19 protein-coding genes and 3 pseudogenes are annotated in these 21,433 nt (G+C 65.6%); 13 read left to right on the forward strand and 9 right to left on the reverse strand.

From position 1 onward, the window contains the following. Nucleotides 1-136: 136 nt before the first annotated feature. From G6N07_RS05885 to istA, 3 genes and pseudogenes are all read right to left on the reverse strand, one after another. Complete coding sequence (locus tag G6N07_RS05885; protein WP_085192476.1) at nt 137-880, reverse strand: ATP-binding protein; 744 nt, start codon at nt 878-880, stop codon at nt 137-139. A gap of 445 nt (nt 881-1,325) precedes the next feature. Beyond that, nucleotides 1,326-1,463: pseudogene (locus tag G6N07_RS20930) on the reverse strand (Mu transposase domain-containing protein); the annotation flags it as partial. Beyond that, the gene (gene istA, locus G6N07_RS05890; protein ID WP_163784122.1) at nt 1,448-2,419 is read right to left on the reverse strand and encodes an IS21 family transposase; all 972 of its coding nucleotides are present in this window, start codon (nt 2,417-2,419) and stop codon (nt 1,448-1,450) included. The pseudogene G6N07_RS20930 and the gene istA, both read right to left, overlap by 16 nt. Before the next feature lie 300 nt (nt 2,420-2,719). On the opposite strand from istA, the pseudogene G6N07_RS05895 reads away from it, so the two are divergent. From G6N07_RS05895 to G6N07_RS05910, 4 genes and pseudogenes are all read left to right on the forward strand, one after another. Then, nucleotides 2,720-3,897: pseudogene (locus G6N07_RS05895) on the forward strand (IS3 family transposase). Between the two features lie 98 nt (nt 3,898-3,995). Then, the gene (locus G6N07_RS05900; protein ID WP_085189110.1) at nt 3,996-4,565 is read left to right on the forward strand and encodes a DUF2243 domain-containing protein; all 570 of its coding nucleotides are present in this window, start codon (nt 3,996-3,998) and stop codon (nt 4,563-4,565) included. Continuing rightward, nucleotides 4,558-5,391, forward strand: a complete 834-nt coding sequence (locus G6N07_RS05905; protein WP_085189108.1) for a cytochrome c oxidase assembly protein — start codon at nt 4,558-4,560, stop codon at nt 5,389-5,391. Before G6N07_RS05900 ends, G6N07_RS05905 begins: the two co-directional genes overlap by 8 nt. A gap of 245 nt (nt 5,392-5,636) precedes the next feature. Then, nucleotides 5,637-6,076 (forward strand): annotated as a pseudogene (locus G6N07_RS05910) (NlpC/P60 family protein); the annotation flags it as partial. Nucleotides 6,077-6,113: 37 nt separating this feature from the next. Here the strand turns inward: G6N07_RS05910 and G6N07_RS05915 are convergent. Then, a complete protein-coding gene (locus tag G6N07_RS05915) occupies nt 6,114-7,097 on the reverse strand; it encodes an esterase family protein (protein WP_085189106.1) in 984 nt (327 codons plus the stop codon). Nucleotides 7,098-7,360: 263 nt separating this feature from the next. Between G6N07_RS05915 and G6N07_RS05920 the strand changes: the two genes are divergently transcribed. The 4 genes from G6N07_RS05920 to G6N07_RS05935 all read left to right on the forward strand — a co-directional run bounded on the left by G6N07_RS05920 (nt 7,361) and on the right by G6N07_RS05935 (nt 10,367). Continuing rightward, complete coding sequence (locus G6N07_RS05920; protein WP_085189104.1) at nt 7,361-8,095, forward strand: DsbA family protein; 735 nt, start codon at nt 7,361-7,363, stop codon at nt 8,093-8,095. Further along, nucleotides 8,092-8,973, forward strand: coding sequence for a cytochrome c biogenesis CcdA family protein (locus tag G6N07_RS05925; RefSeq protein WP_085189102.1), 882 nt, complete (start codon nt 8,092-8,094; stop codon nt 8,971-8,973). The genes G6N07_RS05920 and G6N07_RS05925 overlap by 4 nt, the downstream gene beginning before the upstream one ends. 60 nt (nt 8,974-9,033) lie before the next feature. Next, nucleotides 9,034-9,447: a BlaI/MecI/CopY family transcriptional regulator gene (locus G6N07_RS05930; protein ID WP_263858028.1), complete on the forward strand. Its 414-nt coding sequence runs from the start codon at nt 9,034-9,036 to the stop codon at nt 9,445-9,447. A 146-nt stretch (nt 9,448-9,593) separates the two neighbouring features. Next, nucleotides 9,594-10,367: a M56 family metallopeptidase gene (locus tag G6N07_RS05935; protein ID WP_235849619.1), complete on the forward strand. Its 774-nt coding sequence runs from the start codon at nt 9,594-9,596 to the stop codon at nt 10,365-10,367. A gap of 50 nt (nt 10,368-10,417) precedes the next feature. Here G6N07_RS05935 and G6N07_RS05940 read toward each other — a convergent pair whose 3' ends face one another. Continuing rightward, nucleotides 10,418-10,822, reverse strand: a complete 405-nt coding sequence (locus tag G6N07_RS05940; protein WP_235849618.1) for a hypothetical protein — start codon at nt 10,820-10,822, stop codon at nt 10,418-10,420. A gap of 234 nt (nt 10,823-11,056) precedes the next feature. Between G6N07_RS05940 and G6N07_RS05945 the strand changes: the two genes are divergently transcribed. The 4 genes from G6N07_RS05945 (at nt 11,057) to G6N07_RS05960 (ending at nt 14,063) form a co-directional block, all read left to right on the forward strand. After that, a complete protein-coding gene (locus G6N07_RS05945; RefSeq protein WP_085189096.1) occupies nt 11,057-11,395 on the forward strand; it encodes a rhodanese-like domain-containing protein in 339 nt (112 codons plus the stop codon). 323 nt (nt 11,396-11,718) lie between these two features. Beyond that, nucleotides 11,719-11,934 carry a hypothetical protein gene (locus G6N07_RS05950; RefSeq protein WP_085189094.1) on the forward strand — a complete coding sequence of 72 codons (216 nt, stop codon included), beginning with the start codon at nt 11,719-11,721 and terminating at the stop codon, nt 11,932-11,934. A 206-nt stretch (nt 11,935-12,140) separates the two neighbouring features. After that, complete coding sequence (locus tag G6N07_RS05955; protein WP_085189159.1) at nt 12,141-12,788, forward strand: nucleoside/nucleotide kinase family protein; 648 nt, start codon at nt 12,141-12,143, stop codon at nt 12,786-12,788. Nucleotides 12,789-13,217: 429 nt separating this feature from the next. Beyond that, complete coding sequence (locus G6N07_RS05960; protein ID WP_235849616.1) at nt 13,218-14,063, forward strand: hypothetical protein; 846 nt, start codon at nt 13,218-13,220, stop codon at nt 14,061-14,063. On the opposite strand, the gene G6N07_RS05965 is transcribed toward G6N07_RS05960, so the two are convergent. The 3 genes from G6N07_RS05965 to G6N07_RS05975 are packed head-to-tail and all read right to left on the reverse strand — an operon-like array spanning nt 14,025 to nt 18,738. Beyond that, nucleotides 14,025-15,854 carry a putative bifunctional diguanylate cyclase/phosphodiesterase gene (locus tag G6N07_RS05965; protein WP_275086245.1) on the reverse strand — a complete coding sequence of 610 codons (1,830 nt, stop codon included), beginning with the start codon at nt 15,852-15,854 and terminating at the stop codon, nt 14,025-14,027. The two genes, G6N07_RS05960 and G6N07_RS05965, sit on opposite strands and share 39 nt — an antisense overlap. After that, nucleotides 15,851-17,989 carry an Rv1355c family protein gene (locus tag G6N07_RS05970; RefSeq protein WP_085189088.1) on the reverse strand — a complete coding sequence of 713 codons (2,139 nt, stop codon included), beginning with the start codon at nt 17,987-17,989 and terminating at the stop codon, nt 15,851-15,853. The genes G6N07_RS05965 and G6N07_RS05970 overlap by 4 nt, the downstream gene beginning before the upstream one ends. Continuing rightward, a complete protein-coding gene (locus tag G6N07_RS05975) occupies nt 17,989-18,738 on the reverse strand; it encodes a hypothetical protein (protein WP_085189086.1) in 750 nt (249 codons plus the stop codon). The genes G6N07_RS05970 and G6N07_RS05975 overlap by 1 nt, the downstream gene beginning before the upstream one ends. A gap of 983 nt (nt 18,739-19,721) precedes the next feature. On the opposite strand from G6N07_RS05975, the gene G6N07_RS05980 reads away from it, so the two are divergent. Then, nucleotides 19,722-20,174, forward strand: coding sequence for a MaoC family dehydratase (locus tag G6N07_RS05980; RefSeq protein WP_085189084.1), 453 nt, complete (start codon nt 19,722-19,724; stop codon nt 20,172-20,174). 83 nt (nt 20,175-20,257) lie between these two features. Here G6N07_RS05980 and G6N07_RS05985 read toward each other — a convergent pair whose 3' ends face one another. Next, nucleotides 20,258-21,424, reverse strand: a complete 1,167-nt coding sequence (locus G6N07_RS05985) for an acyl-CoA dehydrogenase family protein (protein WP_085189083.1) — start codon at nt 21,422-21,424, stop codon at nt 20,258-20,260. Nucleotides 21,425-21,433: the final 9 nt, after the last annotated feature.

Here is a 21,433-nt window from a genome sequence, read left to right on the forward strand (position 1 = left end):
GTTCCGTTGGTCGGTGAGCCATCGCGCCGCTGATTGGTGGGCCGCTGCTCCGGTGTGGTGCGAGCCGCGTGCGTCTTGGGCTTTGGGTAGTGCCGGTGGGACGGGCCAGCTGGTGGTCCGCCCCACCGGCGGCTGGTCAGCCGGGCAGGCCGAAGTGCTTGCGCATTGATTCGTCGCAGGTCAGCACGGTGGCATGGGCGTTGGTGGTGATGCGATCGATAATCGCGTCGGCGAGGATCTTCTCCTCCATGCGGTCGTGCCACTGGCCGGGCGGCAGCTGGGTGCAGTAGATCGTCGATGCCGTCTTATGCCGTCGATCGATCAAGGTGTGCAGCTGCTGAATCTGCTGGCGGCTCGGCGTGGTGAGGAACCAGTCATCGATGATCAACAACTCCACCTTGACCAGGGTGTCCAGGCAGCGTTTGCGCTCCCCGGTGCGTTCGGCGATGGTGAGCCGGTCGAACAGTTCACCGGCCGGCAAGTACAGCACACTGCGGTATTGCTGGCAGGCCTTGTTGCCCAGCGCGCAGGCTACATAGGTCTTCCCGGCGCCGGTCGGGCCCTGCAGGATGACGTCCTGACGGTTTTGCAGGTAGTTGCCGACGGCGAGGCGGGCGATCAGCTCGGCATCCACGTTGCGGCCGGGCATGGCTTTGATGTCAGCGATGTCGGCGGCGGGTTGGGCCAGTGCTGCGTGTCGGCGCAGTCGGTGCAGCTTGCTGTTGCGGCGGCGTTCGTATTCCCAGTCGACGGCCATCTTGACCATCTCCGGGCCGGTGGGCGGTTGCGCACCGGTGACGGCGGCGAGGTTCTCGAAGTACTCGGCCATGCCTGACAGGCGCATCGCCTTGAGCCTGTCCAAGGTCTGCACGTCGATCATGATTGGCCCCGCCCTGGCCGTAGTAGTCGGCGCCGCGCACGAAGCCGGCGTCACCGAGGGACGCCACCGGTGGTGGATCGGCAGGTTCCCACGTGGCCCATAGCTTCTTGATCAGCGTGTAGGACGGTGCCGGTGTCGCGCCCAGCGCCCGGCCACAGGTGTCTTCGAGCCGAGCCGCACCGCCTTGGCGTTTGGCCAATGCCATCACCCCCAAACACGACCGGTAGGACTGCTCGACGATCGTGCGGGAGGCCAGGATCGCCTGGATCGACGCCATGGTGTTCGGGCCGATGGTTGCCGCCCACTGCTCGAAGCGGGCCGGGCTCCAGTCGGCCAGTCGGTGTCGATGCCCGGCAGGCATGTGCTCGGCCACGGTGGCATACCGGCCGCGAACACCTTTGAACCGGACATGGCAGGCCACGCGTTCGGTGCCGACGAAGACCTCCACGGTGCCTGAGGTCAGGCGCACATCCAGACTCTGCCCGATCAGCGTCGATGGCACTGAGTAGAAATTGCGGTCCACTTGAATGTGATAGTTCGGTCCTGCCTTGGCTTTTCGTAGATCCGCTAACTCGAACCGCACCGGCGGCAGGGATGCAGCAGTGGCTGCTCGTCTCGTAGGAATACGATCTGCCTGGAGTCCTCCCGCTTCTGAAATGGCCGCGCATTGATCGCCTCGACCACATCGAAGAGGGCCTCGTTCAACTCGGCCAGGCCCACGAACCTGCGATCACGCAGCACCGCGGCGACCTGGTTGGCGACGAACCGCACGCTGCCTTCCACGACCGGCTTGTCGCGCGGCCGCTTGACCCTGGCCGGGATGATCGCGGTGCCGTAATGCTCGGCCAGCCCGGCATAAGCCGGGTTCAGCGCCGGTTCGTAGCGGTCGGCCCGCGATACGCCGGTGCGAAGGTTGTCCGGGACCAGCAGTCGGGCCGTGCCGCCAAAAGCCTCGAATGCGTGCACATGCGCATCGATCCACGACACCAGCGTCATATCGGTGAACGCCTCCACATACGTGAAAGCCGAAAACGACAGCGCGGCCACGAACAGCCACGCCTCGGTCGCCGCACCGGTCAGCGGGTCGGCGAAGCTCATCGCATCACCGGCCCAGTCGACCTCGATGGATTCGCCCGGGGTGCGCACGATGCGCATCGATGCCCCCGTCGCGGCCACCCAGCGGCGGTACTGTTCGTTGAAGAACGAGTACCGATACGGCACTCCACCGCTGGCCCGGCACGCCGCGACGTACTCATTCCACAACAGCAACAGCGTCACCGACGGGCGCCCGAGTTCGCGGTGCACATGCTCGAAATCCGGCGCCACACGGTCTGAGTCCGGCCTGATCGGTGCGGGCAACAACCGGTGGCGGACCTCGTCAGCAGCGAGGTCCGCCACCTCCCCGAAGCCCACGCCGGCCGCAGTTGCGGCTGCGAACACCGACGCCACGGTGTTGCGCGAGCAGCCCAGCACATCGGCGATACCGCGCTGACTCACCCCTTCTGCACGTAGCCGCAGGATCTGTTTGTAGTCGACCATCGAAGGCGACCCCTTTCGTCACGTCCGCGTCCCAATGACGCGGACCGACGAACGGTCGCACCCACAACATCAGCGGCACCACGGCTCATCCGCCACCGGCATAGTGGCTCACCCCGCAACGGAACGATGGCTCACCCAACCCCGGAACAATGGCCCTAACCAGCCGTAATATCCACCCGCCGCCTCGGAAACAAACTGACCTCGAGCGCCTCACCGCACCACGCAACCGGCGTTTGGCGTGCCTCCCACTTTCCGGACTGCGGACCAAATAGGGTCCGAGCCGGAAAGGAATGAAGGGAATTGGCGAAGAAATACCAGAAATTCTCTCCAGAGTTTCGTGAGGAAGTCGTCAAACTCGTGGTGGAGGGGCAACAGCCTATCGCTAAGGTCGCTCGTGAACATGGGCTGAGTGAGACGACTGTCGGCAATTGGGTGCGCAAATACCGAGAGAGCGCGCCGGGGACGAGCCGCCGCTGCAATTGTCAGAACGCGCGGCTACGCGAGTTGGAACGAGAGAACCGGGAAATGGCGATGGAACTCGCCTTCCTGAAAAAAGCGGCAGCGTACTTCGCGAGGGAGCAGCGGTGAGCGAGAAATACGCGCTCATCGCCGCGGAGCACGCCGCGCACGTCGCCGAGGCTCCCACCGTCGCCCAGATGACCCGCTGGCTGGGCGTGTCCAAGAGCGGCTATTACGAGTGGGCCGCGCCCGCCCAGTACGGCCGAGAAGCGCCGGGAGGAACTCAAGATCAAGATCGCCACGTTGTTCGACTCATTCGACGGCGCCTATGGGTATCGGCGCATCCACGCCGAGTTGGTCCGCGCCGGCGAACACGTCGGGGAAGAGTTGGTGCGAAAGCTGATGCGTGAGCTGAACCTTGTTGCGGTGCAACCGAAACCGTACAAACGCACCACAATCCCGGGTAAGCCCGAGCAGGCGGTGGCCGACCTGGTGGCCCGCGATTTCACCGCCGATAAGCCGGGGTTAAGTGCGTCGGCGACATCACCTACATCAAGACGTGGGAAGGCTGGCTGTATGTGGCGACAGTCATCGACTGCTTCAACAAAGAGGTGATCGGCTATGCCATGGCCGAGCACATGCGCACTGAGCTGGTCACCGACGCGCTGGATATGGCGGCCCGCAACCACCAGCTGGAGCAAGATTGCATTATGCATTCCGATCGCGGCACCCAATATATGTCTGCCGAGTATTCCGCCACGCTTAAGGAGTTCGGGCTGCGGCAATCGGTGGGCCGCACCGGGGTATGTTGGGATAATGCGCTCGCGGAATCGTTTTTCGCGAGTTTGAAGAATGAGCGGGTCCACCACATGGTGTACCCGACCCGGAAGGCGGCGAAGGAAGATATTGCACGCTACATCGAATTGTTCTACAATCGACGCAGAATTCATTCCGCACTCGGCTATCGGACACCGCACGAGGTCCGCATCGAGTACATGAATTCACAGCTCGCAGCGTAAATGGATGCGAAATCCGCAGTCCGGAAAACGCAGGGCAGCCCAGTTTGACTCGCGGCTCACCGGGTACGGGAGGCGCGGTGCGATTTGGAGGCAGCGAAATGAGCGAGGGGCGCGAGGACGTCGGCGGCTCCGAGGCGCCCGCCGAGCAGAGTGGCTGGCGGGTGCCGGGGGCGCAGGGATCGCTGTGGGCCGGAGTGTTGCTCGCTGCGGCGGTGTTCACGATCATCGACGAGACGATCCTGCATTTGCTGCTGCATTGGCACCACTTCTACGACCGCGCCAGCCCGGGCTTCGCCCTGACCAGTGACGGGATTTTTCAAGCCGTCGGCATCATCGCGTTGGTGTCCAGCGGCTACCTCATCGCGGACCTGCGCCGACGCCAGGTGTGGCGGCCTGTCTGGTTGGCCACCGGCCTGGCACTAGGGCTCGGGGTCATCGGCCTCGTCGACGAGGTGCTGGTGCACAAGATCCTGAACTGGCACCAGATCCACTACGGGCCGGAAGTTTGGAAGTACGACATCGGCGCCGGATTGTGCATTGTCACAGCGCTATTGGTTGGCGGGGTCCTGCTGCGGATCGCCCTACGCGGCGGTGCGTCGCTGCGGGTGGGTACCTCACAGGTCTTCCGGGGCGATCAGCGTGTCGACCACAGCGACCAGCGTGGATAGCGGTCACAGTCACGCCGGCCACGGCGGAGCCGGCGACATTCCCTGGGGCTGGCTGATCACGGCAGTAATCATCGCGGTCGCCGTCGGCGGTTACCTCTTGGTGATGGCGCGCGCCCAGAACCGGCTGGGGCAGGCGTGGAGTCGGGTTCGGCTGGCCAGCTGGGTGACCGGGGTGAGCGTGGTCGCAGTGGCGATCTGTCCACCGATGCAGGACTTCGCTCACCGCGACGCCGGTGGGCATATGGTGCAGCATCTCCTGCTGGGAATGTATGCCCCAGTGTTGTTGATGCTCGGGGCGCCGGTGTCGGCCCTGCTGGCTGCCGTACCGCCGCCGGTTGGCCGCCGGATCGGCAGAGCCCTCCACAACCCCGTCCTGTTTGTGGTTTCGCACCCGATCACCGCCGCGGTACTCAACATCGGCGGACTGTACGTGCTCTACATGACTCCGCTATATGCCGCGACCATGCATCACCCCGTATTCCATGTGTTGCTGCAGTTCCACTTCCTGGCCGCGGGCTACCTGTTCGCCTGGTCGATCGCCGGTCCTGATCCCGCCCCACGCCGCCCGGGGATGGCGATGCGGCTCAGCGTTCTCATGGTCGCCATCGCCGCCCACGGATACTTGGCAAAGCTGCTCTACGCGCGGGCTCCGCAGCTGCCGCCCAACAACACCGACACAGTTGCCGCACTGGAGAAGGCTGCGCAATGGATGTACTACGGCGGCGAACCCGCCGAACTGCTTCTCGCTGCCGCACTGTTTTCCTGGTGGTACCGCCAGCGTGTACGAGCCACCCGGATGTCTTCGGCGGCCGCGGTTGCCGCCTAATGCGACATTGCTTTTCGCCACGCGAAGTCGTGAGCGCTCTCGAAAGCGTGTCGAACAACTGGTTGTGGTCGATCTGCGGAGTTGTAGGGCGGTTTGGTTGAGGTAGGGAAAGCCTTCGTGGGCGGTGAGCGTGGTTTCTGAGCGTGGTTTCGTGGTGGTGGTCGAGGCGGCGGCGGTGGTTGATCCAGCCGTTGGTGGGTTCGGCCACCCAGCGTCGTGGCTGGACGATGAATCCGTGGCCGGGTGCCACCGAGACGACACTTGATCTCGGCCGAAGGTTCCTTGAGCGTATGAGTGTGCCCACACCAGCGCTGCCCCATGGCGGCGCGTCGCGGGCGACTCGTGTCGTGGGGCCGCAAGCCGTCGAATATGTTGTGCAGCGGGCTGGTTCGCAGCTGGGAGTGCCCTATTCGTGGGGAGGAGGGGACCTTCGGGGGCCTAGCGCGGGAGTGGATAGCGGTGGCGTGCCGGCACGTTTGGTTTCGACTGCTCGGGTTTGACGCGCTTTGACTTTGCCGGGGTCGGGGTCTTGCTTCCTCGGTGGTCGGGCGACCAGTACACCGCCGGACATCAGTTGCCCCGCTTGCGAGCCCGGCCTGGGGAACAATCCGGTGTTCCTGTCAAGGTGTCCCTGGTCCGCCTCGCGGGGACGACCCCCTACGTGACTCGTGTCATCGCCCCCTGAGTGGCCGGCAACGACACTGGGCCCGCACCGGGGTCGACTACGAAATCCCTTGCGGAATGGCCCCGAGGCTGCGCTGCATGTCGGGTTTCATGAGCTCAAGCTGTTGGGCCCAGTAGCCCCAACTGTGCGTGCCGCTGTCCGGAAAATTGAAGACACCGTTGCGGCCGCCTTCGGCCAGATATTTGTCCTGGAAGGTCTTGTTGGTCCGCAATGTGAAGCTTTCCAAGAACTTCGCCGGCAGATCGTCGCCTTCAAGGGCGCCGGCGCCGAGGTCTGCGGGTTTGCCATTGCCGGCGAAGACCCAGATACGGGTGTTGTGGGCGACCAGACTGCCGATGTTGACCATCGGGTCATTGCGCTGCCAAGCGGGATCCGAGGAGGGGCCCCACATGTCATCGGCGCGGTAGCCGCCAGCGTCTTTCATCGATATCCCCACCAGTGTGGGCCACCAGCCTTCCGAGAGATTCAGGAAGCCCGACAGCGAAGCCGCGTAGGGGAACTGGTCAGGATGGTGAATGGCGAGTGTCAGCGCCGCCGACCCCGCCATGGACAGTCCTACGGCCGCACTTCCCGTTGGCTTCACCTGCCTGTGCGTGGAAAGGAATGCTGGAAGTTCTTGTGTGAGAAAGGTCTCCCATTTGTAGGTGCTACAGCCGGCGGTGCCGCATGCCGGCTGGTACCAGTCGGAATAGAAGCTCGACTGCCCGCCGACGGGCATCACCACGGAGAGCCCGGACTGGTAGTACATCCCAAAGGCATTCGTCTCGATGTCCCAGCCGTTGAAGTCGTCTCGGGCTCGAAGGCCGTCGAGCAGATACAACGCCGGTGAACCTGTTCCGCCGCTTTGAAATTGGACCTTCACCTCGCGTCCCATCGCCGCCGACGGCACCATCAGATACTCCACTGGCAACCCGGGAGGGGAGAACGCCGAAGCCAGCCCCGGTGATCCCGGGCCTGCGCCCACGGCACATAGTGCTAAAGCACCACACAACGCGATCGCGATGCGCCTCAAACAGGACATGGACTTCCCTTCGTTCGGCGGCGAGACCCGCTCCTACGCAGCTACGTAGTAGGTGCGTATGTGATTAGCATTCCTACGCGAGCCGGTCCGCTATCGCAAGTCTCACGGCTCGCGGACATTGAAGTGCCAGCCGCGGTGCTCGGTGGGACTGCGACTGAGCCCAGCGGCGCCGCCGGTCTTGTCGTCGCGGACCCCCTGGTGATGTGGTAGACCTTCCTACGTACCTACGCCGTAGGTGCATAGGATCGAATGGAGGTATTCGGATGGCCAGCCAGCGCAGCGCTGTCGGCAAGGAAGTGGCATTCATCGGCGGACTGGTCGTGATCGCCGTCGCACTGATCCTGTACTTACTCATGTCTTCCCCGGACGCCGCGGCACCGACGGCCGGGCCGCCGGCCACGCTGCAGGCTGTCGAGCCTTCCGTGCCGGCTGCGGAGCGACAGTCGCCGTTGTCGGTGGAGCGGCGCGTCGAGGCGGACCCGTTGGCGATGGGGGATCGTGAGGCGCCGGTGGTCATGGTGATGTTCGCTGACTATCGGTGCCCCTTCTGTGCCAAGTTCAGCCGCGAGACCGAACCTGAGCTGGTGCAACGATTCGTGGAGAGCGGAACACTACGCTTGGAATGGCGCGACTTGCCCATCTTTGGCGAGCAATCGATGCTGGCGGCCCGGGCCGGCCGTGCTGCCGCAGAGCAAGGAAAATTCTGGGAGTTCAACCACGCGGTCTTCGCCGTCGCGCCGGAGCGCGGCCACGCCGACCTCACCGAAGACGCGCTGATCGAGTTCGCCCAGCAGGCCGGTGTGGGAGATATCGCTGCGTTCACCGCGGGAATGAGGGACGGTACGTTCAACGCCGCGATCGACGCTGATCTGGCTCAGGGCAACAGTATCGGGGTTCCGAGCACGCCGGCATTCGTTGTCAATGGTGTCCCGATGTTGGGCGCTCAACCCACCGAGATGTTCGTGCGCGCCATCGAGGATGCGGCCAAGCGACCGTGAGCAGCGTGGGGTTCGTCGGTGCTCTGCTGGCCGGTGTGGCCTCACTACTGAGTCCATGCTCCGCGCTGTTGCTCCCGTCGTTCTTCGCCTACGCGTTTGACCGCATGCACCGGCTGATCGGCCGCACCGTCGCGTTCTGGCTGGGCTTGTGTCTGGTGTTGGTACCTCTCGGCGCGGGGGTGGGCGCTGTAGGCAGCGCGGTGACGCGCTATCGGAGTGAGGTCACGATCGTCGGTGGCATCGTCATCATCGGATTCGGGATGATGACGTTGCTGGGCAAGGGGTTTGGGATACCCGGTGCTCAACGGCTGACCGCCCGCATCACCATCTCGACGACCCTGTCGGTGATTGCCCTGGGCGCGGTGTACGGGCTTGCCGGATTCTGCGCCGGCCCACTTCTGGGTGCCGTGCTCACCACGTCGGCGATGGGCGCCAATCCGGCCTACGGGGCACTGTTGATGGCGGTCTTCGCCCTCGGCATGGCATTACCGCTGTTCGTCCTGGCGATCCTGTGGGACCGCTTCGATCTTGCGCATCGCGGGTGGCTGCGCGGCCGGGCCCTGCGGATTGGGCCGGTGAACACACACAGCACGGCATTGCTGTCCGGCCTGATCATGATCGCGATCGGCCTGCTGTTCGTGCTCACCGACGGGACCGCCAACCTGGGCGGGGTGCTCGGCGTCGATGCACAATTTGACTTGCAGGTTTGGCTGGGGCGCATCGCGTCGCAGGTGAACGCGGCAGCGGTGGCACTCGTTACTGTGGTCGCGCTGCTGACCTGGCGTGGCGCCCGGCTCTGCCGGCGCAATTCTGCAGAGCGTTCCGTCGACGGCACTACTGCTGACGCCCCGATCGCCGGCGCGAAGCGCGGCCCGTGACCCGACAGGATACTATCTTTCTACGTAGGTAGCGTGACAGTAGGTTGGAAGGTAGGTGCTGTGGGAGAGCAGGGGCAGGGCTCACCGCCCGAGCCGGCGGCAAAGCTGCGGCAATTCGGCGAGCTGGAGGCCGTCGTCATGGATTTGCTCTGGTCGCGCAACGACCCAGCGACGGTGCGCAGCGTGCATGAAGAATTGAGTGCTACGCGTCAGATTGCGTACACCACGGCGATGTCGACGATGGATAACTTGTTTCGCAAGGGTTGGCTGCAACGGGAGAAAGTCGGTTTGGCCTATCACTACCGTCCGACGCTCAGTCGCGAAGAGCACTCGGCGAATCTGATGCGAACGGTGTTCAGATCCGGCGGTGACAGCGCATTGATCTTGAATTTCTTCTTCGACCAGATCGACGACAACGAGTCGGCGGAATTGCGCAAGGTGATCGACCGCCTTGCCAGCGGTGAGTCGTCATGAACTCGGTGACATTTCTCCTGCTTTATGCAGCGACCCTGAGCTGGCTGGCGCCGGTGGTGCTGACCCCTACCACAACACGCGGGGGCCATCCCAGGCTTGCGGTGGCCGCTTGGCTGGCCGCGGTCGGCACCGCGATCACCGCGTGGATGGGCGCCCTGGTGATCCTGATGTTCGGCGCGATTCACGCATTGATCACCCGGTCGACCCCAACGTTCTGCGTTCAGACGCTGGGCCTTACCGATGCCGTGCACCTGTCGACCTCGGTGGCAACCGCGCTGACGGCGGCTCTGCTGGGCCTCACCGCCGCGGTCGCGATGCATACCATTCGAAGGGTTGCGTCGGCCGCGGTCCGTACCCGGCGATGCAATCGGCACCATGCCGAGGCCGTGCAGATTGTTGGTCGGCCCACACCCCACCCCGGGGTGGTGTCGATCCAGTCCGACAAGCCGGCAGTGTACTGCGTAGCAGGAGGCGGTCGGCGAGCCATCGTCACAACCACGGCGGCATTAGAGCTACTCGACGGTGAAGGCCTGACGGCTGTCCTCGCCCACGAGCGGGCCCACCTAAGGGGCGGCCACCACCGTATCGTCGCGGCGCTCACCGCACTCGCGGTGGCGCTGAAGTGGCTACCGCTGATGCGCTGCGCCACCCAATCCGTCCCGCCACTGCTGGAGATGTGCGCCGACGACGCCGCCATCCGGGCGCACGGCCGCATGCCCTTGGTCACCAGTCTGGTGTTGCTCAGCACCGGGTATCGCCTACCTCGAGGATCACTTGCCGCGGCGGGGACCGCAGTCCTTGAGCGGCTTACGCGTCTGTCGCAATCGACGCCGCCGCGGATCTGGCGCACACGCGCCGGCGCATGCGCCGTCGCTGCCGTCTGCGCAGCGCCGGCACTGGCCTTCCTGTTCTGCATCTGAGTCCCGCTGCCTCGGAGGCTGTTCAGCTTCCCGGGTTGTCAGCGGCTTGTTTACGATGTCGGCTCGGCCGTTCGGCCGGTGGCGGTTGCGCAGCTGTCCGCGCTGCAGGGACGATTGCGCCACCGCCACAGCACCAAACCCCCCATCAACGCCACCGACACAACCGCGAGCACCGGTTGCGCCGGTGCCCACACCCCCAGAGCGCCAGTGGTGCCGATCGCAGCCAACACCACCTTGTTGCACAGGGGGCAACCAATCGCCAGCGTCGCCAGGGTAACGCCGCCAACGGCGGTACCAGACCCGCGCCAAGGGGCCGCGACGGCGAACCACAGGGTGGTCAATATGCCGACGGCGACCAGCGTGGGGTACTCCCACCATCGGACCGGAAGCTCGCGACCGAACCACGGCGTATCGATCACATCGGTAGGAATTGCCATCGTCACAACCGTGAGCACACCCAAGACTGCGGCACACCAATAGCGGTTGGCAGCGCTGACCGTAGCGCTGGCTCGTGTCGGCGGTGGGGTAGGCGGGAGCGGCTCAGTCATACCTACGTATCTACTACGTAGGAAAGTCGCTGTCCACTTGTTGCCTGGGCACCCGGATGTACGTACATTTACTGGTGTTGGGGCTCGGCGATCCGACGTGGGTGCCAACGGCTTAGAAGGCTCTAGCGCAAAGGAAGTCCAATGTCTCCCAAAGCTCCCGACGTCGACGTGGCCCGGGCAGTCGTCATGCTGTCCCGTGGCGACGTGACGCTCCTGGACGTCCGGGAGGACGACGAGTGGGCGGCCGGGCATGCCGCCAACGCGCGGCACATGCCGGTGGGCGACCTCGACCCGAGCGCGTTCGCCGGGTCCGGGACGGTAGTCGTGACGTGCCGCTCCGGAAACCGATCACGGAAGGCTGCTGCTCTCCTGGCCAACGCCGGCATCGACGCGGTAAACCTCGACGGCGGCATGAAGGCCTGGGCCGAGGCTGGTCACCCTCTCGTGCGCGATGACGGAGCCCCCGGCACGGTTGCCTGACGTGACATCACTGCTGACCGCGCTGGCAGGCGGCGCCGCCATCGGAGTCTTCCTGGGTGTCCCTCGGCGGCGGCGATCCATCCTGACCGTGCCTGTGCTGGTGTCACCCTCCATCTCACCCCGCACGCCGCCACCTTTGCAGCGCCCATCATCGTCTGGATCAGCACACTGACCTCGACCATCAGCGGAGACCCGCGCCGGAGAAGGGACCAACCGGTCCGGTTCCCGGATTCAAGGTCTTGGCGTCGTCGGTCAGCTTTGGCGATGTCATCTCCACGTGGATGCCCGAACGGCATGGCTCGAGCGCGGCGGATACTGGTCACATGACAGCGAAATGGGATGTCGTGGTCGTGGCCCCCTTCGAGCAGGGCATCGAGCGTCCTTCGGACGAGGATCTGCAGTCCACCACCATCGACGGGGCAGACGAGGCCGACGCCCGGCAGATGTACGCCGAAAAGCTGCAGGCCGCCGGTGTTCAACGCCACACCGCCGTTCAGCTTCGCTGCGACGGCCGCATCATCGAGCAGTGGCCGGGCTAGGTCACTTCGCTCTGCGCGCTCCCCGATGACGCGCTGCCCAACGACGTGTCCGCGGGCCCGGGTATGCCCGGCGGCGGGTAGCAATATCCGTGTGGCCCAAAGCCTGACCGACAGCAGTAGGCTCTGGTCTCTTCAAACCCTTATAGTCCCTTATAGTCGCGGGGGTGGGTGTCCCGGATCACATCGGCGGCGCGTCGCCGGAGGCGATGACCGCTGACGAGGCGCTGCACATGGTCACCGAAGAGACGCACGCGCTGCTCGACGCCGGGCCGGGGCGGGTGATCGTCGGGATCACCGGCCCACCCGGCACAGGGAAATCCACGTTCGCCCGGCGGATCGTCCAGCAGGTGGGTCCCGTCGCGAGCTACGTTCCGATGGACGGCTTCCACTTGGCGAGCACGCAACTGGACCGCCTGGCGCGGCGCGCGCGCAAGGGCGCGCCGGACACCTTCGACGTGGACGGCTACCGCGCGACGTTGCGCCGCATCATCGAAGACCACGGTCTCCGCGAGGTCTACGTCCCCGATTTCGACCGGGCCATCGAGGAGCCTGTGGCGGCGTGCCGGGTGGTGCCCGCAGACGCGCGGCTGGTGGTCACCGAAGGAAACTATCTCGGTGTCTGGGACGGTGTTCTGGCGTTGCTTGACCGGCTCTACTATCTCGACAGTGAGCACGCGGTCCGCCGCGCCCGGCTCGTCGCCCGCCACGTCACCGGCGGGCGCACCGACGCCGACGCGCGACACTGGGTCGACACGGTCGACGAGGCGAACGCCAACCTCATCGCTGGGATTCGTGACCGATGTGACCGCATACTGCACATTGTTGCCAGACAGTGCGGTTCATACGGCGGCTGACGGACGCACACTGCACGGCACCCCGTTGACGAGCCTGCTTGTTGCGCTCGGAACAGGTGCTTGGAACTGCGACGTGCGGCCTAGCGGCTGGTGGGCTGTGAACCGCCGAAACGACCCAGCCGCGAGGCTGCCGAAACACCCCGAGACGGGGTGGAAGTCGCCTGAACACTCATGACGACTCATTTGCAACGGCGTCGAGCGGGAGTCCCACGCATCCCGGCTTTCCCTGGGCTTGTTGCGGTGGTACCTTCATCCGGTTGCCACGGCCTGTTCTGGCAAACCCCCTCGAATCCCTGCACAGGCCGTGGCGACCCATTGTCTAGCCGTGCGAAGTGTCCGACCTGGCGCCGAAACTGGATGGCGGAACGTTACGGAGCAACGGCGAGGTGTTTAACGCATATGTGGGACCACGAAGTCGAGGTCTTGTGCGTGGGTGGTCTCATCGGAGCGCTCGCCAGTGCTGTGGTGGCGGCCGACGAGGGGGTCGACGTGCTCGTCGCCACCTCGGCGACCGAGGAGGGGTGGCCCGCCGACCGGGTTGAGGACGACGAGACCCGCGCCTACTTCGCCGCGCTGACCGACGGCCTCGCGGCGGACCCGCGGCCGACGGCCGATGTGCCGGTGCGTCTCGTCCGCCCCTTGACCGCAGCCGAGCGCCGCAGGAGCCCGCCATTCTACGGCGCTCGGCTGAAGAAATGGACCGAGCAGTGCCTGCACTCTCCGTATGGGCTCATGCACACCAGGGTCTCCGACTGGCCCATCACCATCATGCGGACCCTCGAGAACCGTCCCGTACAGGTCAAGACGGTCGGCAGGATCGCGTTGCCCGCCGAAGGCGGTCCGGTGCCACTCGCGACGTGGCTCGACAGTGAGGCCCGCATCCGCGACATCGACGTCGAATTCGATACCCGCCTGCAGCGAATGGTCTTCGAGGAGGACGCCGTGATCGGTGCTGTGCTGCAGACCGGTCGGGGTCCGTACGCCGTACGAGCTCGGCACGGGATCACCCTCGCGCCGTATGTCGGGCATGTCGGGCACACCGTCGCCGATCCCGTGCAGGGTGACGATGAGGCCGAAGTCGCCTTGGTCAGCGAGATCGGCAGCCGGTTCGCGCGGGTCGAGCTGCTCGCCGCCGCCCCGACCGCCGTCACCCAGCCGGCCACCTGCGCGAGCAGTAACGGGAAGCTCCCGAAGGCGACGCGCGAGTCCCGGAGGAACCGCGGCGAGCCCAGCCGCTCACGAGAAACGGACGGGCACCCGCCCTTCGGCCAGTAGCCGCTCCATCTGTGCTCCGGGTACCGGACGGGACAGCATGAAGCCCTGGGCCCGGTGGCACCCGTGGCGCAGCAGGGTCTGTGCGGCGGACCCAGTTTCCAGGCCCTCGGCCACCAGTTCGAGGCCGAACGCGTCCGCGAGCGCGATGATGGCGCGCACGATCGCCAGATCCCCGGCGTTGGAACCGAGATTCTGGACGAAGCTCTTGTCGATCTTCAACGTGTCCACGGGAAGCGATTTCAGCAGTGACAACACGCTGTAACCCGTCCCGAAGTCGTCGATCGCGACCTGCACCCCGGCGTCCTTGAGCCCCGCAAGGGTGGCCCGCGTGGTGTCGATGTCCTGGACGACGACGCTCTCGGTGATCTCCAGGCAGACGGATCCGCGTTCCAGGCCGAAATCGGCCATCACCTGCGCCACCGATTCGACGAAGCCCTCGGTCACCAGCTGTACCGGCGAAACGTTGACACGCAGGACGATCCGGCCCGCCACCCCTTTCGACTGCCAGCGGGCGAACTCGGCGCAGGCATTGCGCAGCACCCACCGTCCGAGTTCACCGGCGAGGTTGATCGACTCCGCTACCCCGATGAATTGATCGGGGCAGAGCAGTCCGCGCGTCGGATGCTGCCAGCGGACGAGCGCCTCCGTGGCGAGGATCTCCCCGGTGCGGATGTCCACTTCAGGCAGGTAGTGCAGAACCAGGGCGCCGCTGTCGATGACGTTCTGGAGGTGCAACTCGATGTCGTTGCGCAGCGCGATTTCTTGTGACATCCGTTCATTGAAGACCGAAATACAGTTGCCCCCGGCATTCTTGGCACTCAGCACCGCCTGGCCCGCCCGGCTTATCAGCTCGGAGGTCGTGTCGCGGCCGGGCACGCCGACGGCCACACCGATGCTGATCGTGCGGGTCAGCATCTCGCTGTCTATCGAAACCCGTTGGCGCAGAACGGCCTGCATTTTGTACGCGAGTGTCTCCGCAGCGTCGGCGGTCATCGGCCCAGCCGGCACGACGACGAACTCGTCGCCGCCGAGGCGGGCGATGAACTTCTCCTCGTCGCCTCGTTGCAGTCGTTCGGCGAGGATTCGGATGAACCAGTCACCGGCGATGTGGCCGAGATAGTCGTTGACCGCCTTGAGCCGGTCGAGATCGAAGAAGAGCACCGCCACCGGACCAGGGCGGCCATCTGCCAGCCGGTCGGCGAGATGGCCCAGCAGCGAACGACGGTTGTGCAGTCCGGTCAGATCGTCGTGGTCGGCGAGGTACCGCAGGCGTTCTTCGGCGGCGATCCGCGCCTGCACCTGGGCGAACAGAGACGCGATTGCGGTGAGCGCGTTGAGTTCGTTTTGCTGCCAGACGCGCTCGCCGAACTTGACGAAGCCCAGAACGCCTGTCGTGACGTCACCGGATCGCAACGGCACCTCGGCGACCGTGGCGGCCCCGCTGCGGCCGCTCGAGTTCGAGGGGTCCAGCCGGAGGATGACGGGTTCACGGAGACCCTCGGTCTGCGCGAACGCCGAATCGGCGTCGGAGAAGTAGACGACCTTGAGCGGGTCGGTGCCCGCCGCGGCCTCGCGGGGCGGCCACTCGGCGACCAGTTTCGATGCGTGGATGTCATGGTCGTTGTACCGCAGGGAGCTTCCATCGACGCCGAAGTACGAGACGAGGTCGCCGAGTACGCGTTCGCTCACCTCCACCGAGGTCGCCGCCGTGACCGCCATCAGGTCTGTCGCGACCGATGTCACGAGGACCTCGAGGTTCCTCGGCACGGTCATCTCCGTTCCCGGTGTCATGCCGGTGCTGGTGAACTCAGCCTGCGGCGTCTGCTGCGCATCGACGGTCGGGGCGCGATGGAGAAGCGTAGGACCAACGCCTCGGACTCCTCTGCGGCGGTACCGGCGAGCGCGCGGAAGCGCCGGCGCAGCTCCCCGAGCTGACCGGCGAACGCCGGGGAGAGTTCGGCGAGCTCGTGTTCGTCGTGCGCGTACAGGAACACCGGTGACATGGGATGGGTTGCCACACGGTGCTCTTCGGCGGCGATCCAGACTGCCTCGGTGGCTGAGCCGCCGCGCAGGTAGTCCGGGAGTGTGCGTCCGGTGACGGTGACGACACCCAGCGCGGCGCTGGACCTCAGACGGTCATAGGTGTCATCGCCCAGCGCCGACCCCGCCTCCCACCGGGCCAGATTGGCCATTACCTCACTCCGCCGCAGGATGTCGAGCTTCACCATGTCTGTCGCTCCCAGCTCCAACGTGCGCACGTCGATGCCCGAGTCGGGTGCAGGATCCCCGGGCCAGCGCAGCTCCGAGAACATCTCCGAGTGCAGGCGTGGCGTGAGATACCGGATGCGGTCGGTCGCCGCGAGGATCTCCGCGGCCTCGGCGATGTCTCGGGCGTCGGTCAGCATCGTCAGGCGGCCGCCTTCGGCCTGCGCCGCGGCGGTCAGCGCATCGACTTCCGCCGCACCGATTGGAGTGCCGGATCCATGATGTCGGTTGGTCTGCCGACACAACATCGCAGGGTAAAGACGCGCCAGATCCGCGTCCACGGACTGCCCGAGCTGAACGACGGCCCGCAGGGGTGTGCGCTCATCGCCGCGCTCGAGGCGAACGTCACCGGCACGCTGATGGGCCGCCGCGGCGATCCGCGCGTTGAGGACCGCTGCACCCAGTGCGACGGCGCTGCCTCGGTACGCGACATCCATGGCGGTGGTGGCCTCGGGGACCACCCACAGGTGCACGGCGTCGGGTTGCAGTTCGATGTGCCACGGCTGCGAATTGCCGCCCGATGGTGCCCGCACTGCAGCCGCGGCGACCTTCTCGGCGACGGAGTGGGCCTGCGGGTCAGTGGCCGCGTCGTCGTCGATGTCGTCGATGTCGTCGACGGTCGAGGACCCGAGCGGGTCCTCGACGCGGTCGAGGAGTGCGGTGGCATCGATGCGAACCCGGCCCGAGGACAGCGGCTCGCCGAGACCGATGCGGCGTACCGCCTCGGTGACGGCGGTGGCTCCCAGCGCCACTTCACCGGCGAGCTGCGGCCATGTCGTCAGGCTCGTGCCGACTTCCACCAACGACGCGGCCATGCGTGGCGACAGCGCGTTCGCGTCGAGGATCCGCAGGACGTAGGGAACCTTGTCCTTGCTCGTCAGCCCCGACAGAGCTGCTGAGTCGATGTCGCCCAGCAGTCCGTGCAGGAGCGGCCGGGATGCGTCGACGTCGAAGCGCTCGATGTCGAGCAGGCCGCGATCGCTGGTCGCCATCAGAACCGGGATGAGACGCGCACGGGCGTGCTCGCGGACCAGGACCTTCACATCGAGGGAATCGCACTCCTCAACCACCACGTCCAGTCCGTCGAGGAACGTCTCGACGGTGTCGGGCGTGACACCCTCGGTCATCACCTGCACCGGGAGGTAGGGGTCGAGTTCGGCGATCCGCCGGGCGGCGACCACGGCCTTGTTCACTCCGACGTCCATCAGGCTCGCGGGTACCCGATTGAGGTTGGAGACCTCAAGTGCGTCGAAGTCGGCGAGCCGCAGTTCGCCGCAGACTCCCTGCGCAGCGAGCGTGTGCGCCACAGCGTGGCCGACGCTGAGGCCGATGACGCCGACCCGCAACCGACCGAGTCGCTGCTGTTCTCCGGCGGAGATCAGATTCCGGTTGCGGTCGAGCCGGAGTCGACGGTGGGCGCGAGGGCCGAGCACGCTGACGACCGTGCGCCGCCACGGGAAGTACGCCCATCGAGTCGGCTCACTGGTCAGATCGGCCTCCGCGGGCGGACGCAGTTCGGCCAGCGCCAAGTGGAGTTCCGCGGCTCGGTCGACGAAGTCGATCCCGGAATCGGACCGCAGCCTCGCGAGTACGTCATGATCCTCGGTGTCGGTGAGGACCGTGGCGGTATGGACAGTCGGGTCGGCGACGAATCGTGCCATCAGCCCATCGCCGCCGCGGCCACAGGTTCGCCGACCCTGTCGAGTTGTGTCGTCACCTGCCGGGTTTCCGCGAAGAACGTCGAAACCTGGTTGGGATCTGCGTGATTGGCGAAAGTACGCCTGTCCCACCACATCATCTTGGTCTGATAACGGGCGTCCGGATATGGAGTCGCGGGGATCTTGGCGGCAAGCACACCGCCAGAGGACAACCAGCGATTGAGGACATATGCCGCCGCCGTCGCGACTGCGAATTGCGCGTCGAGCAGAAGCAGCGAATGCAGCGGCACACGAGCCAGGACGTCGGTGAGCGCACGGCTCTGTTCCGGGTCGTCGCTCACCCATGCCGATTTGATCTCCACCACGCCGAAAGGAAGGCGATCGCCGACCATTTTGCGCACCGCGGCCAACCCGGGTTGACCGTCCCACTCGACCACGGCGTGGCATTCGTCGACTTCGGTGTAGGGGCCCTTGGCGCGGACCCCACCGACCACCTGCCCGGCGTCGTTGATGCCGACGCAGAACAACGCGGTGTCGTCCCCCCGCTCGAGCGCGCCGCTGTCGAGTGCATTCTCCACTCCGTGCTTGTGGTAGCTGAGCTGCGCGCCGCGAACATAGTCGGCCCAGAGCTCCGGCTCGGCGAAGGGCTGTGCCAAGACGACCGTGCATCGACTTGTGGCATCGAACCAGGTGGGGCTTCGGTCCAGTTCCACAAGCCCGTGGGTTGAGGTGTCTCGCTGGGCAACAGGCATAGGTGTCCGTCCTTCGGGTAGCCGCCCAGGGAAGCGGCGGCTGATCATGGTGCGCGTCTCGCGGTGTTGCGAATACGCGAACTTGAGTATCCCGCTCACAGTGGGTTTCATTCCAGCTAGCGAGAAAAACTTGTCCAGTATTGCGTTATGGGTACTGCCCTCCCATCGCCATTCGTACACGCAACTGCAATTATGGCAATCGCCTTTATGCCGGTCTCCGCAGGTTGTTTGTCCCGCGGCCGTTTTCGGCGAACTTTGCGATTGCATCCAGTGCCACTCCTGTGTGCTCAACCCCCGAGCGGGCTTTCTCGCTGTTTGCTTGCTGTTTGCCACCGAGCCAAGTTGTGAGGCTCGTCGCGCCCGCGCACCGGTGGGCTGCGGACCGGCGAGGTGTGCGGGTCGCGGCCGGCGATTGCGCGGCGGTGGCGGCGGTATGCCCGTCCATGCGAACGTGATCGCGGAGCGGGGGATGCCATCGCCTGCGCCGACGCACCGGGGTTGCTCGGAGACGACCGAACCGGGGTCTGTCGTCGGCGGCCTTCCACCGCCGTAACGGCGGGGAAGCCGACGGCCGATCGGCGCCGACGCAGCCGCTTCCGGCGAAACCTGGACGGTGGTGTTGCTTGCGTCCGGCAATACCCCTAGATTGCTAGTGGGATGCCGAACTATAACCGCCGGATTCCTCGTCGTCCGCGATTGTGTCCGCGAACCAGGCGACTGGCACCTCTAGGCCGTCGTCGGCAACCCGATACAGATGTCGAGACGCCTACCGTAGTTCTGCGTTTGCATTATTGATTTTCGATCTGCTCCACAATGGACAAGTCACGCTCGAACCGGTGCGAATGAGCGTAATTCTGGCAAATTCGCAACTCGGATTCTTCATGCGGTGGGCCGTCCGGCGGCGCGCCCGGCATCGGTCGGCGGGGTAGAGAACCGTAGGGTGCGAAGGGTCGGTGGCGCGCCGGCGCCGGAGAGGAGAACCCGTGAAGACCTTCAATGGACTCGACGAGCTCGCGGCTGCAGAGGGCACCTCACTGGGCCCGACCGAATGGCTCGAGATCACTCAGGACCGGGTGAACCTTTTCGCCGACGCCACCGACGACCACCAGTGGATTCACGTCGATCCTGAGAAGGCGGCGCAGGGACCGTTCGGCGGCACCATCGCGCACGGGCTGTTGACGCTGTCGCTGCTGCCTCACTTCAGTCACCAGCTGTACACGGTCGGCGGCATCGCGATGGCGGTCAACTATGGCTACAACAAAGTTCGCTTCATCAGCCCGGTGAAGGTGGGGGCGCGCCTGCGGGCCCGCGGGGAGATCAGCAAGGTGGACCGACTCGACGGCGCGGTCCAGGCGATGACGACGATCACCGTGGAGATCGAGGGAGCGGAGAAGCCGGCCGCCGTCGCGGAGTCGATCGTGCGCTTCATCGGCTGACCCTGGTTCGACATCTGTCAGACGTCGCTGACGCGCGTCATTCCGCGTGGCCGGTTAGTGCGCCACGGGTAGGGGCACCGCTGTCAGTTCGCCGCCCGCTGAGCGGCCTTGACCAGTCCGCCACCGATGATCAGGCGCTGTATCTCACTGGTGCCTTCGTACAGCCGTAACAGCCGAACGTCGCGGTATATCCGCTCCACAGGAACCTCCCGCATGTACCCACTTCCTCCGTGGATCTGTACCGCCAGATCGGCGACCTGACCGGCCATCTCGGTGCAGAACACCTTCGCCGCCGACGGTGCGATACGGCGGTCCTCTCCAGTGACCCACATCCGAGCGGCGTCGCGGACCAAAGCACGGCCCGCCATGACGCCGGTCTGCTGGTCGGCCAGCATCGCCTGCACCAATTGGAAATTGCCGATCGGCTGACCACCCTGGGTCGCGGTGGCGGCATAGGCGACGGATTCCTCGAGCGCGCGTTGGGCGGCTCCAACGGCCAGCGCGGCGATGTGTACGCGGCCGCGCGCCAACGACGTCAGCGCCGAGCGGTACCCGAGGTCCTCGCTGCCGCCTACGAGCGCTGCGTTCGGCACGCGGACGTCGGTGAAGTTCACATCGGCGGTCCAGGCTCCCTCCTGACCCATCTTGGCGTCCTTGACGCCGACCTCGACACCCGCGGAGTCGGCGGACACCAGGAACACCGCGATCCCGGTGCCGTTGTCGTCGGCAGGCCGGGTGCGAGCGAAGACGACGAACAGGTTCGCCGTCGGGGCGTTGGTGATGAAGCGTTTGTGGCCGGTGATGATCCAGTCGGTCCCGTCGCGCACAGCCTTGGTGCGGAGTCCGGCGGGATTGGATCCGGCGCCCGGTTCGGTAAGGGCGAACGATGCGACGACGTCACCGGAGGCGATTCCTTCGAGCCACTGCTTCTTCTGCTCGTCGGTACCGAAGCCGACCAGCACCTGTCCGGCGATGCCGTTGTTGGTGCCGAACATCGACCGCAGCGCCAGCGACGTGTAGCCGAACTCCATGGCCATTTCGACGTCCTGGGGCAGATCCAGCCCGAGTCCGCCCCATTCCTGCGGAATGGCGTAGCCGAACAGCCCCATCTTCTTGGCCTGTTCCCGCAGGTCGTCGGGGACCTTGTCCTCGGCGAGGATCTCGGGCTCTCGCGGCACCACCGCGGTCCGGATGAAACGCCGCGTCTGTGCGAGGACCTCACGGAAGTCCTCGTCACTGACTTCGCTCATCGACGACCT

It is taken from the genome of Mycolicibacterium doricum (assembly GCF_010728155.1).
Lineage (GTDB): Bacteria > Actinomycetota > Actinomycetes > Mycobacteriales > Mycobacteriaceae > Mycobacterium > Mycobacterium doricum.